Source organism: Paraburkholderia bonniea (genome assembly GCF_009455625.1).
Lineage (GTDB): Bacteria > Pseudomonadota > Gammaproteobacteria > Burkholderiales > Burkholderiaceae > Paraburkholderia > Paraburkholderia bonniea.
The window spans coordinates 520,293-535,960 of the sequence record NZ_QPEQ01000001.1 but is presented as its reverse complement, the minus strand read 5'-3'; the positions used below and the strand labels follow the sequence as shown (position 1 = coordinate 535,960).

At 54.0% G+C, this 15,668-nt stretch carries 11 protein-coding genes, 6 tRNA genes and 3 rRNA genes; 2 read left to right on the top strand and 18 right to left on the bottom strand.

Annotated elements, in window-relative coordinates:
* Nucleotides 1-118: 118 nt before the first annotated feature.
* The 17 genes from rplL to GH656_RS02205 form a co-directional block, all read right to left on the bottom strand.
* Nucleotides 119-490 (bottom strand): 50S ribosomal protein L7/L12, encoded by a 372-nt coding sequence (gene rplL / locus GH656_RS02285; protein WP_153074395.1) that lies wholly within the window; start codon nucleotides 488-490, stop codon nucleotides 119-121.
* Nucleotides 491-573: 83 nt separating this feature from the next.
* On the bottom strand, nucleotides 574-1,071 hold the full coding sequence (gene rplJ / locus GH656_RS02280) for a 50S ribosomal protein L10 (RefSeq protein ID WP_153076521.1): 498 nt from the start codon (nucleotides 1,069-1,071) through the stop codon (nucleotides 574-576).
* A gap of 299 nt (nucleotides 1,072-1,370) precedes the next feature.
* Entirely contained in the window at nucleotides 1,371-2,066 is a 696-nt protein-coding gene (gene rplA, locus GH656_RS02275; protein ID WP_153074394.1) for a 50S ribosomal protein L1, read from the bottom strand.
* Complete coding sequence (rplK, locus tag GH656_RS02270) at nucleotides 2,067-2,498, bottom strand: 50S ribosomal protein L11 (protein ID WP_153074393.1); 432 nt, start codon at nucleotides 2,496-2,498, stop codon at nucleotides 2,067-2,069.
* 154 nt (nucleotides 2,499-2,652) lie between these two features.
* Entirely contained in the window at nucleotides 2,653-3,210 is a 558-nt protein-coding gene (nusG, locus tag GH656_RS02265) for a transcription termination/antitermination protein NusG (RefSeq protein WP_153074392.1), read from the bottom strand.
* A 1-nt stretch (nucleotide 3,211) separates the two neighbouring features.
* Complete coding sequence (gene secE, locus GH656_RS02260; protein ID WP_153074391.1) at nucleotides 3,212-3,592, bottom strand: preprotein translocase subunit SecE; 381 nt, start codon at nucleotides 3,590-3,592, stop codon at nucleotides 3,212-3,214.
* Between the two features lie 34 nt (nucleotides 3,593-3,626).
* A tRNA-Trp gene (locus GH656_RS02255) sits at nucleotides 3,627-3,702 on the bottom strand.
* 64 nt (nucleotides 3,703-3,766) lie between these two features.
* Complete coding sequence (tuf, locus tag GH656_RS02250) at nucleotides 3,767-4,957, bottom strand: elongation factor Tu (protein WP_153074390.1); 1,191 nt, start codon at nucleotides 4,955-4,957, stop codon at nucleotides 3,767-3,769.
* Nucleotides 4,958-5,019: 62 nt separating this feature from the next.
* Nucleotides 5,020-5,094 (bottom strand) — tRNA-Thr (locus GH656_RS02245).
* 16 nt (nucleotides 5,095-5,110) lie between these two features.
* Nucleotides 5,111-5,184 (bottom strand) — tRNA-Gly (locus GH656_RS02240).
* Nucleotides 5,185-5,222: 38 nt separating this feature from the next.
* A tRNA-Tyr gene (locus tag GH656_RS02235) sits at nucleotides 5,223-5,308 on the bottom strand.
* 161 nt (nucleotides 5,309-5,469) lie between these two features.
* Nucleotides 5,470-5,582: ribosomal RNA gene (rrf, locus tag GH656_RS02230) — 5S ribosomal RNA — on the bottom strand.
* 140 nt (nucleotides 5,583-5,722) lie between these two features.
* Nucleotides 5,723-8,601, bottom strand: a 23S ribosomal RNA gene (locus GH656_RS02225).
* 330 nt (nucleotides 8,602-8,931) lie between these two features.
* A tRNA-Ala gene (locus tag GH656_RS02220) sits at nucleotides 8,932-9,007 on the bottom strand.
* A 48-nt stretch (nucleotides 9,008-9,055) separates the two neighbouring features.
* Nucleotides 9,056-9,132: transfer RNA gene (locus GH656_RS02215), tRNA-Ile, on the bottom strand.
* A gap of 62 nt (nucleotides 9,133-9,194) precedes the next feature.
* A 16S ribosomal RNA gene (locus GH656_RS02210) occupies nucleotides 9,195-10,727 on the bottom strand.
* Together the 16S, 23S and 5S rRNA genes with 5 tRNA genes alongside form the textbook arrangement of a ribosomal RNA operon.
* Before the next feature lie 434 nt (nucleotides 10,728-11,161).
* Nucleotides 11,162-12,445, bottom strand: coding sequence for an SGNH/GDSL hydrolase family protein (locus GH656_RS02205; protein ID WP_153076520.1), 1,284 nt, complete (start codon nucleotides 12,443-12,445; stop codon nucleotides 11,162-11,164).
* A 530-nt stretch (nucleotides 12,446-12,975) separates the two neighbouring features.
* Between GH656_RS02205 and GH656_RS02200 the strand changes: the two genes are divergently transcribed.
* Complete coding sequence (locus GH656_RS02200; protein ID WP_153074389.1) at nucleotides 12,976-13,788, top strand: DUF1835 domain-containing protein; 813 nt, start codon at nucleotides 12,976-12,978, stop codon at nucleotides 13,786-13,788.
* Between the two features lie 581 nt (nucleotides 13,789-14,369).
* Nucleotides 14,370-15,011: a GNAT family N-acetyltransferase gene (locus GH656_RS02195; protein ID WP_153076519.1), complete on the top strand. Its 642-nt coding sequence runs from the start codon at nucleotides 14,370-14,372 to the stop codon at nucleotides 15,009-15,011.
* A gap of 63 nt (nucleotides 15,012-15,074) precedes the next feature.
* Here GH656_RS02195 and GH656_RS02190 read toward each other — a convergent pair whose 3' ends face one another.
* The gene (locus GH656_RS02190; protein ID WP_153074388.1) at nucleotides 15,075-15,596 is read right to left on the bottom strand and encodes an Lrp/AsnC family transcriptional regulator; all 522 of its coding nucleotides are present in this window, start codon (nucleotides 15,594-15,596) and stop codon (nucleotides 15,075-15,077) included.
* Nucleotides 15,597-15,668 lie beyond the last annotated feature (72 nt).

The following is a 15,668-nucleotide window of genomic DNA, read 5'->3' as shown; positions in this document are numbered from 1 at the left end:
CTCTTTAACTTCTTGGCCGTCTCTTTTAGCAAACCAAGTTCGCAAAAGGAAGATAGCTCACAAAGCACAAAAAGGCTGGCGGTGAAAAACCGCCAGCCTTCGCCTAGCGCAAAAAAACTTACTTGATTTCAGCCTTCGCGCCGGCTTCTTCCAATTTCTTCTTCGCTTCTTCAGCAGCAACCTTAGGTACCGCTTCCTTCACTGGCTTCGGTGCACCGTCAACCAGATCCTTCGCTTCTTTCAGGCCGAGACCCGTCAGTTCACGAACAGCCTTAATCACTGAAACCTTGTTTGCGCCAGCCTCAAGCAGAACCACGTTGAATTCGGTTTGCTCTTCAGCTGCAGCAGCACCACCGCCTGCCGGGCCAGCGACTGCAACTGCTGCTGCAGACACGCCAAACTTTTCTTCGAATGCCTTAACCAGCTCATTCAGTTCCAGAACCGACATCGAGCTTACTGCTTCGAGGATGTCATCTTTTGCGATTGCCATTTGAAATACTCCTAAATTGAATTCGGATACAGCTAGCGATCAATTACGCCCGACTGATGTACGAAATGCACAGCACACTATTCTTAAGCAGCTTCGCTCTGCTTTTTCTCTGCAAGCGCGGCCAAAGCGCGCGCAAAACCAGAGACAGGTGCTTGCATGACATACAACAGCTTGGAAAGCAGTTCTTCGCGGCTTGGGATGCTAGCCAGCGCTTGCACGCCCGCTTTGTCCATCACATTACCTTCGAAGGAGCCAGCCTTAATGATCAACTTGTCGTTGCTTTTACCAAAGTCGTTAATAACCTTGGCTGCAGCAATAGCATCAGTAGAAATGCTATAGATCAGCGGGCCAGTCATCTGCTCTGCCAACGGAGCAAACGGCGTACCTTCAACTGCGCGACGGGCCAGTGTGTTTTTCAACACGCGCAGGTACACTTTTTGCTCGCGTGCTTTCGCACGCAGCTTGGTCAGATCGCCAACCGCAATCCCACGATACTCAGCCAGCACGACGGTCTGGGCTTTCGCAACTTGCGCGGAAACCTCAGCGACGACGGCCTGCTTGCTTTCTTTGTTCAGTGGCACGGTTAACCTCCAGATTCGATAGCACTCGGCATTTGCCTCATGTACCGGGTTCAACAACGGCGTCCGACCAGTCAGAAGTATTTCAATCACGGGTTTCCTGCATTACCGCGGGAAATCAGCGACATCACACCACACAACTTTTCCGGGTTCGCCATCTGCGTTGGCTTTGCATTAAGGAATGGTCAATGAAGACCATTCCGCCAACGGTCTTTGACAACCGGTCGCCCGACCAAACATCGGCCCGACGACCGCCCAAAGCCCTTAAGTTCGCCTCGAATTAAATCTAAGCGAATATTTCTTTATCCTGCGATCGAAGTATGGTCGACACGAACCCCGACACCCATCGTGCTCGACAACGCGACTTTACGCAGGTAAACACCTTTGCTTGTAGCAGGCTTCGCTTTTTGCAGCGCGTCAACCAGCGCATTCAAATTGCTACGCAACGCTGCTGCTTCAAAAGAAGCACGGCCGATCGTCGCGTGAATAATTCCGCCCTTATCAACACGGAACTGCACTTGACCAGCTTTGGCATTCTTCACTGCAGTCGCTACATCAGGTGTAACCGTTCCGACCTTCGGATTCGGCATCAAGCCACGTGGGCCAAGAATCTGGCCGAGTGTACCGACGATACGCATCGTGTCCGGCGAAGCAATCACGATGTCGAAATCCAAATTACCCGCTTTAACCTGTTCAGCCAGATCTTCCATACCGACAACTTCTGCGCCAGCAGCACGTGCTTGCTCGGCTTTTTCGCCTTGTGCAAAAACAGCGACTCGAACCGATTTACCTGTACCCGCTGGCAAAACAACCGACCCGCGGACAACTTGGTCCGACTTCTTTGCGTCGATACCAAGTTGGACGGAAACGTCGATTGACTCGTTAAATTTTGCATTTGCGCATTCTTTTACGAGCGACAGCGCTTCCTCAACTGCATACAATTTTTGGCGATCAATCTTGCCTGCCAGCGCTTGCAAACGCTTTGAAAGCTTAGCCATTTATACGCCCTCCACGGTGATGCCCATTGAGCGGGCGCTGCCAGCGATCGTGCGAACAGCAGCGTCAAGGTCAGCTGCGGTCAAATCAGGCATTTTTGCTTTTGCGATATCTTCAGCTTGAGCACGAGTAATCTTGCCTACCTTATCGGTATGCGGCTTACTAGAACCCTTATCAATCTTGGCTGCCTTCTTGATCAAAACCGTAGCAGGCGGCGTCTTCATGACAAATGTAAAGCTTTTGTCAGCAAACGCAGTAATCACTACAGGGATTGGCAGACCTGGTTCCATCGCTTGAGTCTGGGCGTTAAACGCCTTGCAGAACTCCATGATGTTCAAACCACGTTGACCAAGCGCCGGACCTACCGGCGGTGATGGGTTGGCTTTACCCGCAGGAATCTGCAGCTTGATAAAGCCAATGATTTTCTTTGCCATGTTGAAAACCTCTGAGGAACGCCAAAGCGTTCAGTGAGTGATAGCGCGTGCTCGCAGGGGGCTCCCCTAACTACTGACGCTCCTCAACGGCCATTGCGCGGACCGTAAACGCGAAAAACGAAACGCGCTTAACGCGCGCTTCGTAAAACCAAAGCTATACTTTTTCGACTTGCCCGAACTCCAGCTCAACCGGAGTTGCTCGACCGAAAATTGTGACCGATACCCGGACACGTGATTTTTCGTAATTCACTTCTTCGACACTGCCATTGAAATCAGTGAATGGGCCATCTTTGACGCGAATCATTTCACCGACTTCAAAGAGCGTCTTAGGACGCGGCTTTTCTACGCCCTCTTGCATCTGCGACATTATTTTTTCGACTTCCCATGGGGAAATCGGACTTGGACGATTACGAGCCCCGCCCACGAAACCCGTCACCTTCGCTGTGTTTTTCACGAGGTGCCAAGTTTCATCTGTCATTTCCATCTCTACCAACACGTAGCCTGGAAAAAATCGACGTTCCGTTACAGATTTATGCCCACCCTTGACCTCAACCACTTCCTCAGTCGGAACTAGTATCTGCCCAAACTGGTCTTGCATACCTGCACGATTTATCCGCTCTTGCAGCGCTCGCTGCACGCTTTTTTCCATACCAGAATAGGCATGCACAACGTACCAACGTTTTCCACCAGGAGATGCCGGCGTATCACTCATGTCACTTCCAACCCAGAATTACTGAGAAAATCGCCCACTCGATGGATTTATCACTAATCCAGAGAAACACCGCCATAACAAATACGAACCCGAAAACCGCAAGTGTTGTTTGAGTCGCTTCTTTGCGAGTTGGCCAAACAACCTTCCGAACTTCCTTGTACGAATCTTTGCCAAATGCGATGAAGCCTTTACCGGGCGAAGAGAGAAGACCGACAGCCACGCCTGCAAGCACACCTACCACCAGCGCAGCACCGCGAACATACCATTCTTGTCCACCGAGCCAAAAAAAGCCCACAAATCCAGCGAGCACCAGCAATACAGCGGCGCCAATCATTAATTTGTCGCCCGAAGTATTTACAGTTTCGACGGTAGGATTCGCCATAACACCTTAACGAGCGCAGAAATTGCGCGAGAATTGGCAGGGGCAGAGGGAATCGAACCCCCAACCTTCGGTTTTGGAGACCGACGCTCTGCCAGTTGAGCTATGCCCCTAAACTATTTTGGGGCCGACGATGCCGCCAGCCCCGAAACAAACAATCAACGAAAATAACCTAGCTTACTCGATGACTTTAGCGACGACACCGGCACCGACGGTACGACCACCTTCACGGATAGCAAAGCGCAGGCCTTCTTCCATCGCGATCGGCGCAATCAGCTTAACCGTGATCGACACGTTATCGCCAGGCATCACCATCTCTTTGTCCGCCGGCAACTCGATCGAACCCGTTACGTCCGTTGTACGGAAATAGAACTGCGGGCGATAGTTATTGAAGAATGGCGTATGACGACCACCTTCGTCCTTGCTCAGCACATACACTTCAGCCGTGAAATGCGTGTGCGGCGTGATCGAACCCGGCTTGGCCAAAACCTGACCACGCTCAACATCTTCACGCTTCGTGCCGCGTAACAAAATACCGACGTTGTCGCCCGCCTGACCCTGATCAAGCAGCTTGCGGAACATTTCTACGCCCGTGCATGTCGTCTTGACTGTTGGCTTGATACCGATGATTTCGATTTCTTCACCAACCTTCACAATGCCGCGCTCAATACGCCCCGTCACCACCGTGCCACGGCCCGAAATCGAGAACACGTCTTCCACAGGCATCAGGAATGCGCCATCCACCGCACGCTCCGGCGTCGGGATGTAGGTATCCAGCGCATCCGCCAGACTCAGGATCGCCACTTCACCCAGTTCGCCCTTGTCGCCTTCCAGCGCCAGCTTGGCCGAACCCTTGACGATCGGTGTATCGTCACCCGGGAAGTCGTACTTCGACAGAAGCTCACGCACTTCCATTTCGACGAGCTCAAGTAACTCAGCGTCATCCACCATGTCGCACTTGTTCAGGAACACGATGATGTACGGCACGCCAACCTGGCGCGCCAGCAGGATGTGTTCACGTGTCTGCGGCATCGGGCCGTCTGCAGCCGAGCACACCAGAATCGCGCCATCCATCTGCGCGGCACCCGTAATCATGTTCTTCACATAGTCAGCGTGACCCGGACAATCGACGTGTGCGTAGTGACGATTTGCCGTCTCATATTCCACGTGCGCTGTATTGATCGTGATACCACGCGCCTTTTCTTCCGGTGCCGCATCGATCTGGTCATACGCCTTTGCTTCACCGCCAAACTTCGCCGTCAGAACCGTCGTGATCGCTGCCGTCAGCGTTGTCTTGCCGTGGTCGACGTGCCCAATCGTGCCCACGTTGACGTGCGGCTTTGTCCGTTCAAATTTACCTTTAGCCATTCTAGACTCCTAAGAAGGATTTTTTCCGTACGTTGCGTCAGATGCAAACAATCACGAATACATGGTGCCCATGGGCAGGATCGAACTGCCGACCTCTCCCTTACCAAGGGAGTGCTCTACCACTGAGCCACATGGGCGCTACATCACCACTAATGGAGCGGGTGAAGGGAATCGAACCCTCGTCGTAAGCTTGGAAGGCTTCTGCTCTACCATTGAGCTACACCCGCGAGGATCCACTAATTCCCGCCAGTACACACTTGCATTTTGGTGGAGGAGGTTGGATTCGAACCAACGTAGGCGTAAGCCAGCAGATTTACAGTCTGCCCCCTTTAGCCACTCGGGCACCCCTCCGCAGAGAACTTCAAATTATGAAGAAACTTTCGTCAAACGTCAAGAAACGAACGATATCTTCACACCTCAACTTGCTTGTCTGCACAAAAAAGCTGAGTTTTCTTAAAATTACAGACAAACGCCCCGCAAGCGAGTGCGAGCGGGGCGAATGAGGAGATGGAGCCTGACGATTACCTACTTTCACACGGGAATCCGCACTATCATCGGCGTGGAGTCGTTTCACGGTCCTGTTCGGGATGGGAAGGGGTGGTACCGACACGCTATGGTCATCAGGCAAAGCTGTAACCCGGTCTGGCGATACCAGACAGGGGAATCGGGAAGAAGCAGCAAGGTAATGGGGTTGTGAGTGTGGCACGAACACAGACTCAAACCACGTGGCCCGTGAGTAAATACTCATGGAAACACACTGGTTATAGGATCAAGCCTTACGGGCAATTAGTATCAGTTAGCTTAACGCATTACTGCGCTTCCACACCTGACCTATCGACGTCCTGGTCTCGAACGACCCTTCAAGGGGCTTGAAGCCCCGGGGATATCTCATCTCAAGGCGAGTTTCCCGCTTAGATGCTTTCAGCGGTTATCTCTTCCGAACATAGCTACCCGGCGATGCCACTGGCGTGACAACCGGTACACCAGAGGTTCGTCCACTCCGGTCCTCTCGTACTAGGAGCAGGTCCCTTCAAATATCCAGCGCCCACGGCAGATAGGGACCAAACTGTCTCACGACGTTTTAAACCCAGCTCACGTACCTCTTTAAATGGCGAACAGCCATACCCTTGGGACCGGCTACAGCCCCAGGATGAGATGAGCCGACATCGAGGTGCCAAACACCGCCGTCGATATGAACTCTTGGGCGGTATCAGCCTGTTATCCCCAGAGTACCTTTTATCCGTTGAGCGATGGCCCTTCCATACAGAACCACCGGATCACTATGACCTGCTTTCGCACCTGCTCGACTTGTCGGTCTCGCAGTTAAGCACGCTTATGCCATTGCACTATCAGCACGATTTCCGACCGTACCTAGCGTACCTTCGTACTCCTCCGTTACACTTTGGGAGGAGACCGCCCCAGTCAAACTGCCTACCATGCACTGTTCCCGACCCGGATAACGGGCCAGGGTTAGAACCTCAAACAAGCCAGGGTGGTATTTCAAGGATGGCTCCACGCGAACTGGCGTCCACGCTTCAAAGCCTCCCACCTATCCTACACAGACCGGTTCAAAATCCAATGCAAAGCTACAGTAAAGGTTCATGGGGTCTTTCCGTCTAGCCGCGGGGAGATTGCATCATCACAAACATTTCAACTTCGCTGAGTCTCGGGAGGAGACAGTGTGGCCATCGTTACGCCATTCGTGCAGGTCGGAACTTACCCGACAAGGAATTTCGCTACCTTAGGACCGTTATAGTTACGGCCGCCGTTTACCGGGACTTCAATCAAGAGCTTGCACCCCATCATTTAATCTTCCGGCACCGGGCAGGCGTCACACTCTATACGTCCACTTTCGTGTTTGCAGAGTGCTGTGTTTTTATTAAACAGTCGCAGCCACCAGTTTATTGCAACCCCTTCACCCTTCTGGCGCAGGCCAGTCAAGCTACAGGGGCGTACCTTATCCCGAAGTTACGGTACCAATTTGCCGAGTTCCTTCTCCCGAGTTCTCTCAAGCGCCTTAGAATACTCATCTCGCCCACCTGTGTCGGTTTGCGGTACGGTCTTGTTAAACTGAAGCTTAGAGGCTTTTCTTGGAACCACTTCCAGTTGCTTCACGGCCTGAGCCGCTGGCTCCGCACCCTTGAATCCTGTACCCGGATTTGCCTGAGTACCTTCTCCAGTGCAGCGACCGGGACTTCCAACACCCGGACAACTTTCCGCGATCCGTCCCCCCATCGCATTTAACAATGGTGCAGGAATATTAACCTGCTTCCCATCAGCTACGCATTTCTGCCTCGCCTTAGGGGCCGACTCACCCTACGCCGATGAACGTTGCGTAGGAAACCTTGGGCTTACGGCGAGGGGGCTTTTCACCCCCTTTATCGCTACTCATGTCAGCATTCGCACTTCCGATACCTCCAGCGCACTTTTCAATGCACCTTCGCAGGCTTACGGAACGCTCTCCTACCATGCACATTACTGTGCATCCGCAGCTTCGGTATATTGCTTAGCCCCGTTACATCTTCCGCGCAGGACGACTCGATCAGTGAGCTATTACGCTTTCTTTAAAGGATGGCTGCTTCTAAGCCAACCTCCTGACTGTTTTAGCCTTCCCACTTCGTTTCCCACTTAGCAATATTTGGGGACCTTAGCTGGCGGTCTGGGTTGTTTCCCTCTTGACACCGGACGTTAGCACCCGATGTCTGTCTCCCGTGATTGCACTCTTCGGTATTCGGAGTTTGCTATGGCGAAGTAATCCGCAATGGACCCTTCAACCATGACAGTGCTCTACCCCCGAAGGTGATACACGAGGCACTACCTAAATAGTTTTCGGAGAGAACCAGCTATTTCCAGGTTTGTTTAGCCTTTCACCCCTATCCACAGCTCATCCCCTAACTTTTCAACGTTAGTGGGTTCGGACCTCCAGTACGTGTTACCGCACCTTCATCCTGGCCATGGATAGATCACCTGGTTTCGGGTCTACACCCAGCGACTGAACGCCCTGTTCGGACTCGCTTTCGCTACGCCTGCCCTAATCGGTTAAGCTTGCCACTGAATGTAAGTCGCTGACCCATTATACAAAAGGTACGCAGTCACCCCTTGCGAGGCTCCTACTGTTTGTATGCATGCGGTTTCAGGATCTATTTCACTCCCCTCCCGGGGTTCTTTTCGCCTTTCCCTCACGGTACTGGTTCACTATCGGTCGATCACGAGTATTTAGCCTTGGAGGATGGTCCCCCCATCTTCAGACAGGATTTCACGTGTCCCGCCCTACTTGTCGTACACCTAGTTCTTCCTCGCTGTTTTCGCCTACAGGGCTATCACCTGCTATGGCCGCACTTTCCAGAGCGTTTGGCTAACAACAAAGATAAAGAGTACAGGCTGATCCCATTTCGCTCGCCACTACTCTGGGAATCTCGGTTGATTTCTTTTCCTGCGGTTACTTAGATGTTTCAGTTCACCGCGTTCGCTTCACATGACCTATGTATTCAGTCATGGATACTCCATTCGGAGTGGGTTTCCCCATTCGGACATCTTCGGATCAAAGCTCGTTTGCCAGCTCCCCGAAGCTTTTCGCAGGCTACCGCGTCCTTCATCGCCTGTGATCGCCAAGGCATCCACCACATGCACTTGTTCGCTTGACCCTATAACGAGTGTGTCTCTTGCGGCCAGCATGACTGCTCTGGCCTGCTCCCCGGGGGGAGCCGCTTCACATCGTTACAGGTTGAGTATTGCGTTGTGCCGTATTCCAGGTCATCTTTCGATGAACTTTAAAATACATTGATACAATCACAACCCTGACCAGTCTACTTGCGCCCATCTCGAGGCACTTTCTTCTGGTCTCTTTACTACTTCTTCCTGATTTTTAAAGAACGACAGCCGGTACTTTCATACCAGTTGAGTGGCGCAACCGCCAATGCGCAACCCTCGCAGCCTTCACTTTCGTGAGACCGCAAGTCCTGTGCATTGAAGATTGGTGGAGGATGACGGGATCGAACCGACGACCCCCTGCTTGCAAAGCAGGTGCTCTCCCAGCTGAGCTAATCCCCCAACTCATACATCCCAGGCGTCTTCACCGGCAGCCACCGCAGACAAAGATGGTGGGTCTGGCTGGATTCGAACCAGCGACCCCCGCCTTATCAAGACGGTGCTCTAACCAACTGAGCTACAGACCCCTGAGTCTGTCCTGATTACAGCCGATAAGCGTGAGCACTTGATGTTGACACGTGAGCTCGAGAAAGGAGGTGATCCAGCCGCACCTTCCGATACGGCTACCTTGTTACGACTTCACCCCAGTCATGAATCCTACCGTGGTGACCGTCCTCCTTGCGGTTAGACTAGCCACTTCTGGTAAAACCCACTCCCATGGTGTGACGGGCGGTGTGTACAAGACCCGGGAACGTATTCACCGCGGCATGCTGATCCGCGATTACTAGCGATTCCAGCTTCACGCAGTCGAGTTGCAGACTGCGATCCGGACTACGATCGGTTTTCTGGGATTAGCTCCCCCTTGCGGGTTGGCAGCCCTCTGTTCCGACCATTGTATGACGTGTGAAGCCCTACCCATAAGGGCCATGAGGACTTGACGTCATCCCCACCTTCCTCCGGTTTGTCACCGGCAGTCTCCCTAGAGTGCTCTTGCGTAGCAACTAGGGACAAGGGTTGCGCTCGTTGCGGGACTTAACCCAACATCTCACGACACGAGCTGACGACAGCCATGCAGCACCTGTGTTACGGTTCTCTTTCGAGCACTTTCACCTCTCGGCAAAATTCCGTACATGTCAAGGGTAGGTAAGGTTTTTCGCGTTGCATCGAATTAATCCACATCATCCACCGCTTGTGCGGGTCCCCGTCAATTCCTTTGAGTTTTAATCTTGCGACCGTACTCCCCAGGCGGTCAACTTCACGCGTTAGCTACGTTACTAAGGAAATAAATCCCCAACAACTAGTTGACATCGTTTAGGGCGTGGACTACCAGGGTATCTAATCCTGTTTGCTCCCCACGCTTTCGTGCATGAGCGTCAGTATTGGCCCAGGGGGCTGCCTTCGCCATCGGTATTCCTCCACATCTCTACGCATTTCACTGCTACACGTGGAATTCTACCCCCCTCTGCCATACTCTAGCCCGCCAGTCACAAATGCAGTTCCCAGGTTAAGCCCGGGGATTTCACATCTGTCTTAGCGAACCGCCTGCGCACGCTTTACGCCCAGTAATTCCGATTAACGCTTGCACCCTACGTATTACCGCGGCTGCTGGCACGTAGTTAGCCGGTGCTTATTCTTCCGGTACCGTCATCCTCCTGCCGTATTAGGGCTGAAGTTTTCTTTCCGGACAAAAGTGCTTTACAACCCGAAGGCCTTCTTCACACACGCGGCATTGCTGGATCAGGCTTGCGCCCATTGTCCAAAATTCCCCACTGCTGCCTCCCGTAGGAGTCTGGGCCGTGTCTCAGTCCCAGTGTGGCTGGTCGTCCTCTCAGACCAGCTACAGATCGTCGCCTTGGTAGGCCTTTACCCCACCAACTAGCTAATCTGCCATCGGCCGCCCCTGCAGCGCGAGGCCCTTTCGGGTCCCCCGCTTTCCTCCTCAGAGATCATGCGGTATTAATCCGGCTTTCGCCGGGCTATCCCCCACTCCAGGACACGTTCCGATGTATTACTCACCCGTTCGCCACTCGCCACCAGGGTTGCCCCCGTGCTGCCGTTCGACTTGCATGTGTAAGGCATGCCGCCAGCGTTCAATCTGAGCCAGGATCAAACTCTTCAGTTCAAACCTGTTACTGTTTTCGGCCAGTTTCCTGACCGGTCGCTCACTCAACGTATTGACAGGTATCAATTGCTCAATACCTGACCTTACTGTGTGAGACTTGATACTTTCGCTTCTTCAGCAAACCCCTTGAGGCCCGCTGCGCGTCGCTACCAAGCGCCCACACTTATCGGCTGTTAATTTTTAAAGATCATTTACAGGCCGGACCAGCTCTTCAGCTTCCCCACCCTGCCGTGCCGCCCTGCAGCACAGAAACGAGATTATGTAGCGTCTTTTTCGCTTCGTCAACATGTTTTTTGCTTTCGCTTAAAACCTTGTATCAGCCGCGAACGCTGGTTTCGTCAGCGCCCCCGCTATAAAACGCGGGAACCGAATAGTAGGGGAACCCCATCCCAATAGCAAGACAATGTTCAAAGATAATTTCTACGCCAAAGCAGCTATTGGGCAACCCTTTCCTTTGACACCTTCGACAGCTCTTCCAGCTTGATTGCCCGGGCCATCTCGGCATAGCCTGCGTCGCTCGGATGAATATGGTCGCCACTATCGTAGATGCGGCGCAGCTTCGCTGGCTGCGCCGCATCGCGCAAAGCGGCGTCGAAATCAATCACGCTCGCAAACTCTCCGCTGCTCCTGATCCACTGATTGACCGCGAGCCGGATACTTTCCCGCGAAGGCGGCAACGACGCAGGGAGCAGCGTTGCACCGATGATCCGCACACCGTGCTGGCGGGACCTGGCAATGACTCGTTTGTATCCCGCGATCAAACTAGCTGCGCTCACCCGAGTATGAGGAAAGTCGCAGTCGAGGCCTTTCCGTGCTGGCATATCGGCGAAATTGATGTCGTTGATACCAATCAGAAGAATCGCTGTCTTAAGGGCCGGACGAGTCAGTACGTCCCGGGTAAACCGGCTTTCTAGCGCCTCACCATAGCAAGGTGAATCACTAAGCAACCGATTTCCGCTAATCCCAAGATTCACCACGCCAATCGGCTCACTGTTCTCTCGCTCAAGCCGCCGCGCCAGTGCGTCTGGCCAGCGCTGGTTCTGGTTAAGGCTTGAGCGCATCCCATCAGTGATGGAGTCGCCAATCGCGGCTACCGCGCTCGATGGCCGTGGCGTCGCCACCGATAACCCCGTCACCCAGACATATTGAGTAAAGCGCGTAGCGTATGGTTTGCCGTCTGCGTTCGCGGTGTAATTGCCCGGCGAGGAGATGTAATTCACCTGATTCGCTACCCGATGCCATGCGCTTAGTCGCTGCTCTTGTCCCATATATGAACTGACCGCGTAGGGTGCGTCCGCTACCAGATCAAGCGTCACGGGGTCGCTCTCCCTCTCTCCGCCGGGTGGCACCACCACAGTTGCCGCGCCATTAAATGTCACCCGAGAACTCTGCTCTGCCCGGCCTTTGGCTCCGCCGCCAGACGGCCCAATCCGTAGCTCATCAATCACTAGCGGCGTTTCGGCGTAAGCATTACTGAGATGGATTCGCACCGATTTCCCCGACAGCGTGGGATAAATAATTTGCCGAACCGTCCGCCCAGACACGTCCGGTGCCTGATAGAGCGGCGGCAGGCTGGCTTGCCGAGGAATCGGTTGCAGCGCGGTGCCCCATGCACTCACCCAGTAAGTCGGTTGATCTGCGGCAAACACGACGGGGTGAGTCGTCAATTGAAGCAGAAGTGTGCAGCAGCCAGTCACCAGCGAAGAACGAAACTTCATACGATTGCCCCGGACGGAAAAGTTGGCGGCATTGTGCACGAGGGTGAGTTCGGTTTCGATCATCAATGGCCTTTGTTTCGTAAAAGGCATCTGCGAACCTTTTCCAGCGACTCAGGGCTCTCATCAAATGCCGTGCAGCGCAGTGACATGCTGGCGCTCCGCCCCTTGATTCCAGTGCCGCCGGGCCAATGGCCGAATACGAAATCATTTTCGACTGCCACGCTCACACACTTATCTGACGCCGCGGCCTGACAAAAATGTTCGAAGACAAAACAACACGCTCGAAACCCATGCAACCCGCAACGGCTATGTGCCAGCGTGCCATTGCCATCCGGTCAGTGAACGACTGCTGCCCTATTGCGGCAAAACAATAAGCCCCGCAGCATTCACCGCTTTGTTCTGCCTGCACCACGTCAGGGCATTTTTTATCCGCATCCCGAAGCGCTTACACTAAGGATCGCTCACGTCCCAAATCATTCTGGCGGGAGCAGTTTTTTTGTTTTTGTTACTGATAGGTCCACGAGTTGTCGATGAGCACGATCCATATCACCAATGGCGATGTCGCCGCCCAAGCCCTGCGCGACGCGCTGCACTTGGCTAACCGTAATGAAATTGTCAAGGCTCTGCGCGACGATCTCGCAGTTGGCCCGTTAAACGGCATTGATGGCCCCACATCGCTCAGAGCCGAGTTCTGGCAACACGTGCTAGGCAATACCGCCCCCAACCTGAGCGACGCGTTCAACGAGCAGGCGCTCATGCTGGAAGAGCTCGCCAGCGGTACCGCATCGGTCGTGATCTGGCATGGGCAAAGCACTGGTGATCAGCTCACGCTCCGTCGCATCTGCTATCACCTGCGTAACAGCCCGCAGCGTCTGAACGAAGTACGGCTCTCCGCCAGCGATCTGCCCGCTCACACACGGCAGCGCCGCGCCGACCAGGCAACCTCTGTTGGCATGTTTGAGCGGGATGAGCTACGCGACCATCTAGGTGAAGCTGCGCCGATCTCTGTGCTGCGTATCAGCCGCCTTGCACTCGAATGGCAGGAAGCCAAACAGGCGAATGGCGAAACTCGGCGCTGGCGTCACAACACTTTCACGAGCGGTGGATTCGCTGAGCTAGACGCATTCATCCTTGGCCATGTGTCCTCCACCTGGCAGCGCGCCGCTCTGGTCGTCGAGCAGTTAATGGCCGCCGACGTGGGCTTTCTGGTCAGTGATAGCGTTGCCTTCTGGCGGCTTCAGGAACTGGCGGCTTACGGCCGGATTCAATTGCGTGGCGCGCCGCACCTGCGGCAAACGCTAGAGTTAAGCGCCGCTACATCCGCCGCCGCCCGATCAAACTAGCGCACCAATCGGCCCGCCGGAGCATCTGGACGGGACGAAAGCCCGGCATGGCCAGATTCTCAAGCTGGTCGCAGAGACCAACTCTCAATCCAGCTATCCCGAGTACCTCAATGAGTAGGCTCTAGCGGCAGCCAGCAGCCCCTCTTGAGCAGGCCTCAAGCGCTATTACCAAAGACGAAAGTAACGAGGCAATGCAGTTAACCTGCTGAATCGCTGCATCCAGGCGGCTGATCGCAGCCATTGCCGTAGTCGAAGGCACCCGACAGCAGCATTGTCCCCGCTGCCATAAAACCCCAACCGAACCAATCTAGGCTAATCGGCCATCCGGCTTTGCAAAGCAGCATGAAATAGAAGCTTCGTTGCCGCAAAGCGACATGCAACACGCATCGCCAATCATAAATTTAATCCAGCAAAATCAAATAGTTAAAAACATCCCAAAAAATAACTAGAAACTGAACTCCAATTTAAATACGGGTTTTCCCTAATCACAAATAGCATATCGACTAAAATCGATCTTGCGGCGCACCATTTCGCCCGTTTCAAGGAGAGCCAGCATGAACCAGCCGATAACCCAAGCCCAGATGCCAGCCGCTGTGGCTGCGCGCCCGCTATACGCCGCCAGCGGCTCGCCTGCGCTCGTGCGGGAACTGACCTCCAACGACCGCGACCGTCTTTTGCAGCACTTTCTCGCGCTAGCTGAAGACGACCGCCTGCTCCGTTTTGGCCAAATCGTGCCCGATCATGTGATCGACAACTACGTGCGCATGATTGATTTCGTCCGCGATACCGTTTTTGGCGTATTCAACAACCAGTTGCAGATAGTCGGTGTTGGCCATTTGGCGTATCTCCCCGCAGAAGATAAAGAACGTACCGCTGAATTTGGCGTCTCCGTGCTGGAAAACGCGCGCGGTAAAGGCATTGGCTCAAAGCTGTTCGAACGGGCAGCCATCCGCAGCCGCAACACTCACGTCAGCACGCTGTATATGCACTGCCTGTCGCGCAACGCGACGATGATGCATATCGCCCGGAAAGCAGGGATGAAAATCGAATACACCCATGGCGAGGCCGATGCTTATCTAACGCTGCCACCAGCCGATCAATCGAGCATCCTGAGCGAAATGCTGCAGGAACAAGCAGCGGTATTCGACTACGCACTAAAGCGTCAAGCACGCCAGGCATCGAAAATCATCGAGTCGTTCCTGCCCCCAGGCATCGCGGCATAAGCGCCGCTGATGCCGTTGGTGCCCCACGCGCCCACCCGCTGACAAATACAAAATCCGGCACCCTTAAAGAATCGGCACCGCCGTTGTTTCCTTAATGGTTTCGAGTGAAAAACTGGTCTTGACGTCGATCACCGACGGATGGTGTAGGAGCTGCTCCTGCATAAAGCGCGAAAAATGCGCCATGTCTTCAACCCGAACGCGCAGTAAATAATCCATCTCCCCCGTCATGGCGTGACATGCCACGACTTCCGGCCAGGTTTGCACCGACGCGCGAAAACACTCGGCATGGGTGATGCGTGCCCACGGCGGGTTACCTCCAGCCTGATTCGCCCCTGCCAGTGGCACCCCGCGCTTTTCCAGCCGCACATTGACATAAGCCAGCAAGCCAAGGCCCAGCTTTTGCGCGTCGAGCAATGCGACATAGCCGCAAATCACGCCGCCTTCTTCCAGCCGTCTGATGCGGCGCAAACACGGGCTTGGTGAAAGGCTGATGCGCTCGGCAATCTCCTGATTCGACAAGCGGCCATTCTCCTGAAGAATGGCGAGAATACGCCGGTCTATTGCATCCATCTCGATATCAGCCATTTTCTATCGTCCCATAGGCATAAAGCGCTTGAAAATAGCGCAAATCTATCGGCCAACGATTAATTTCGCAAA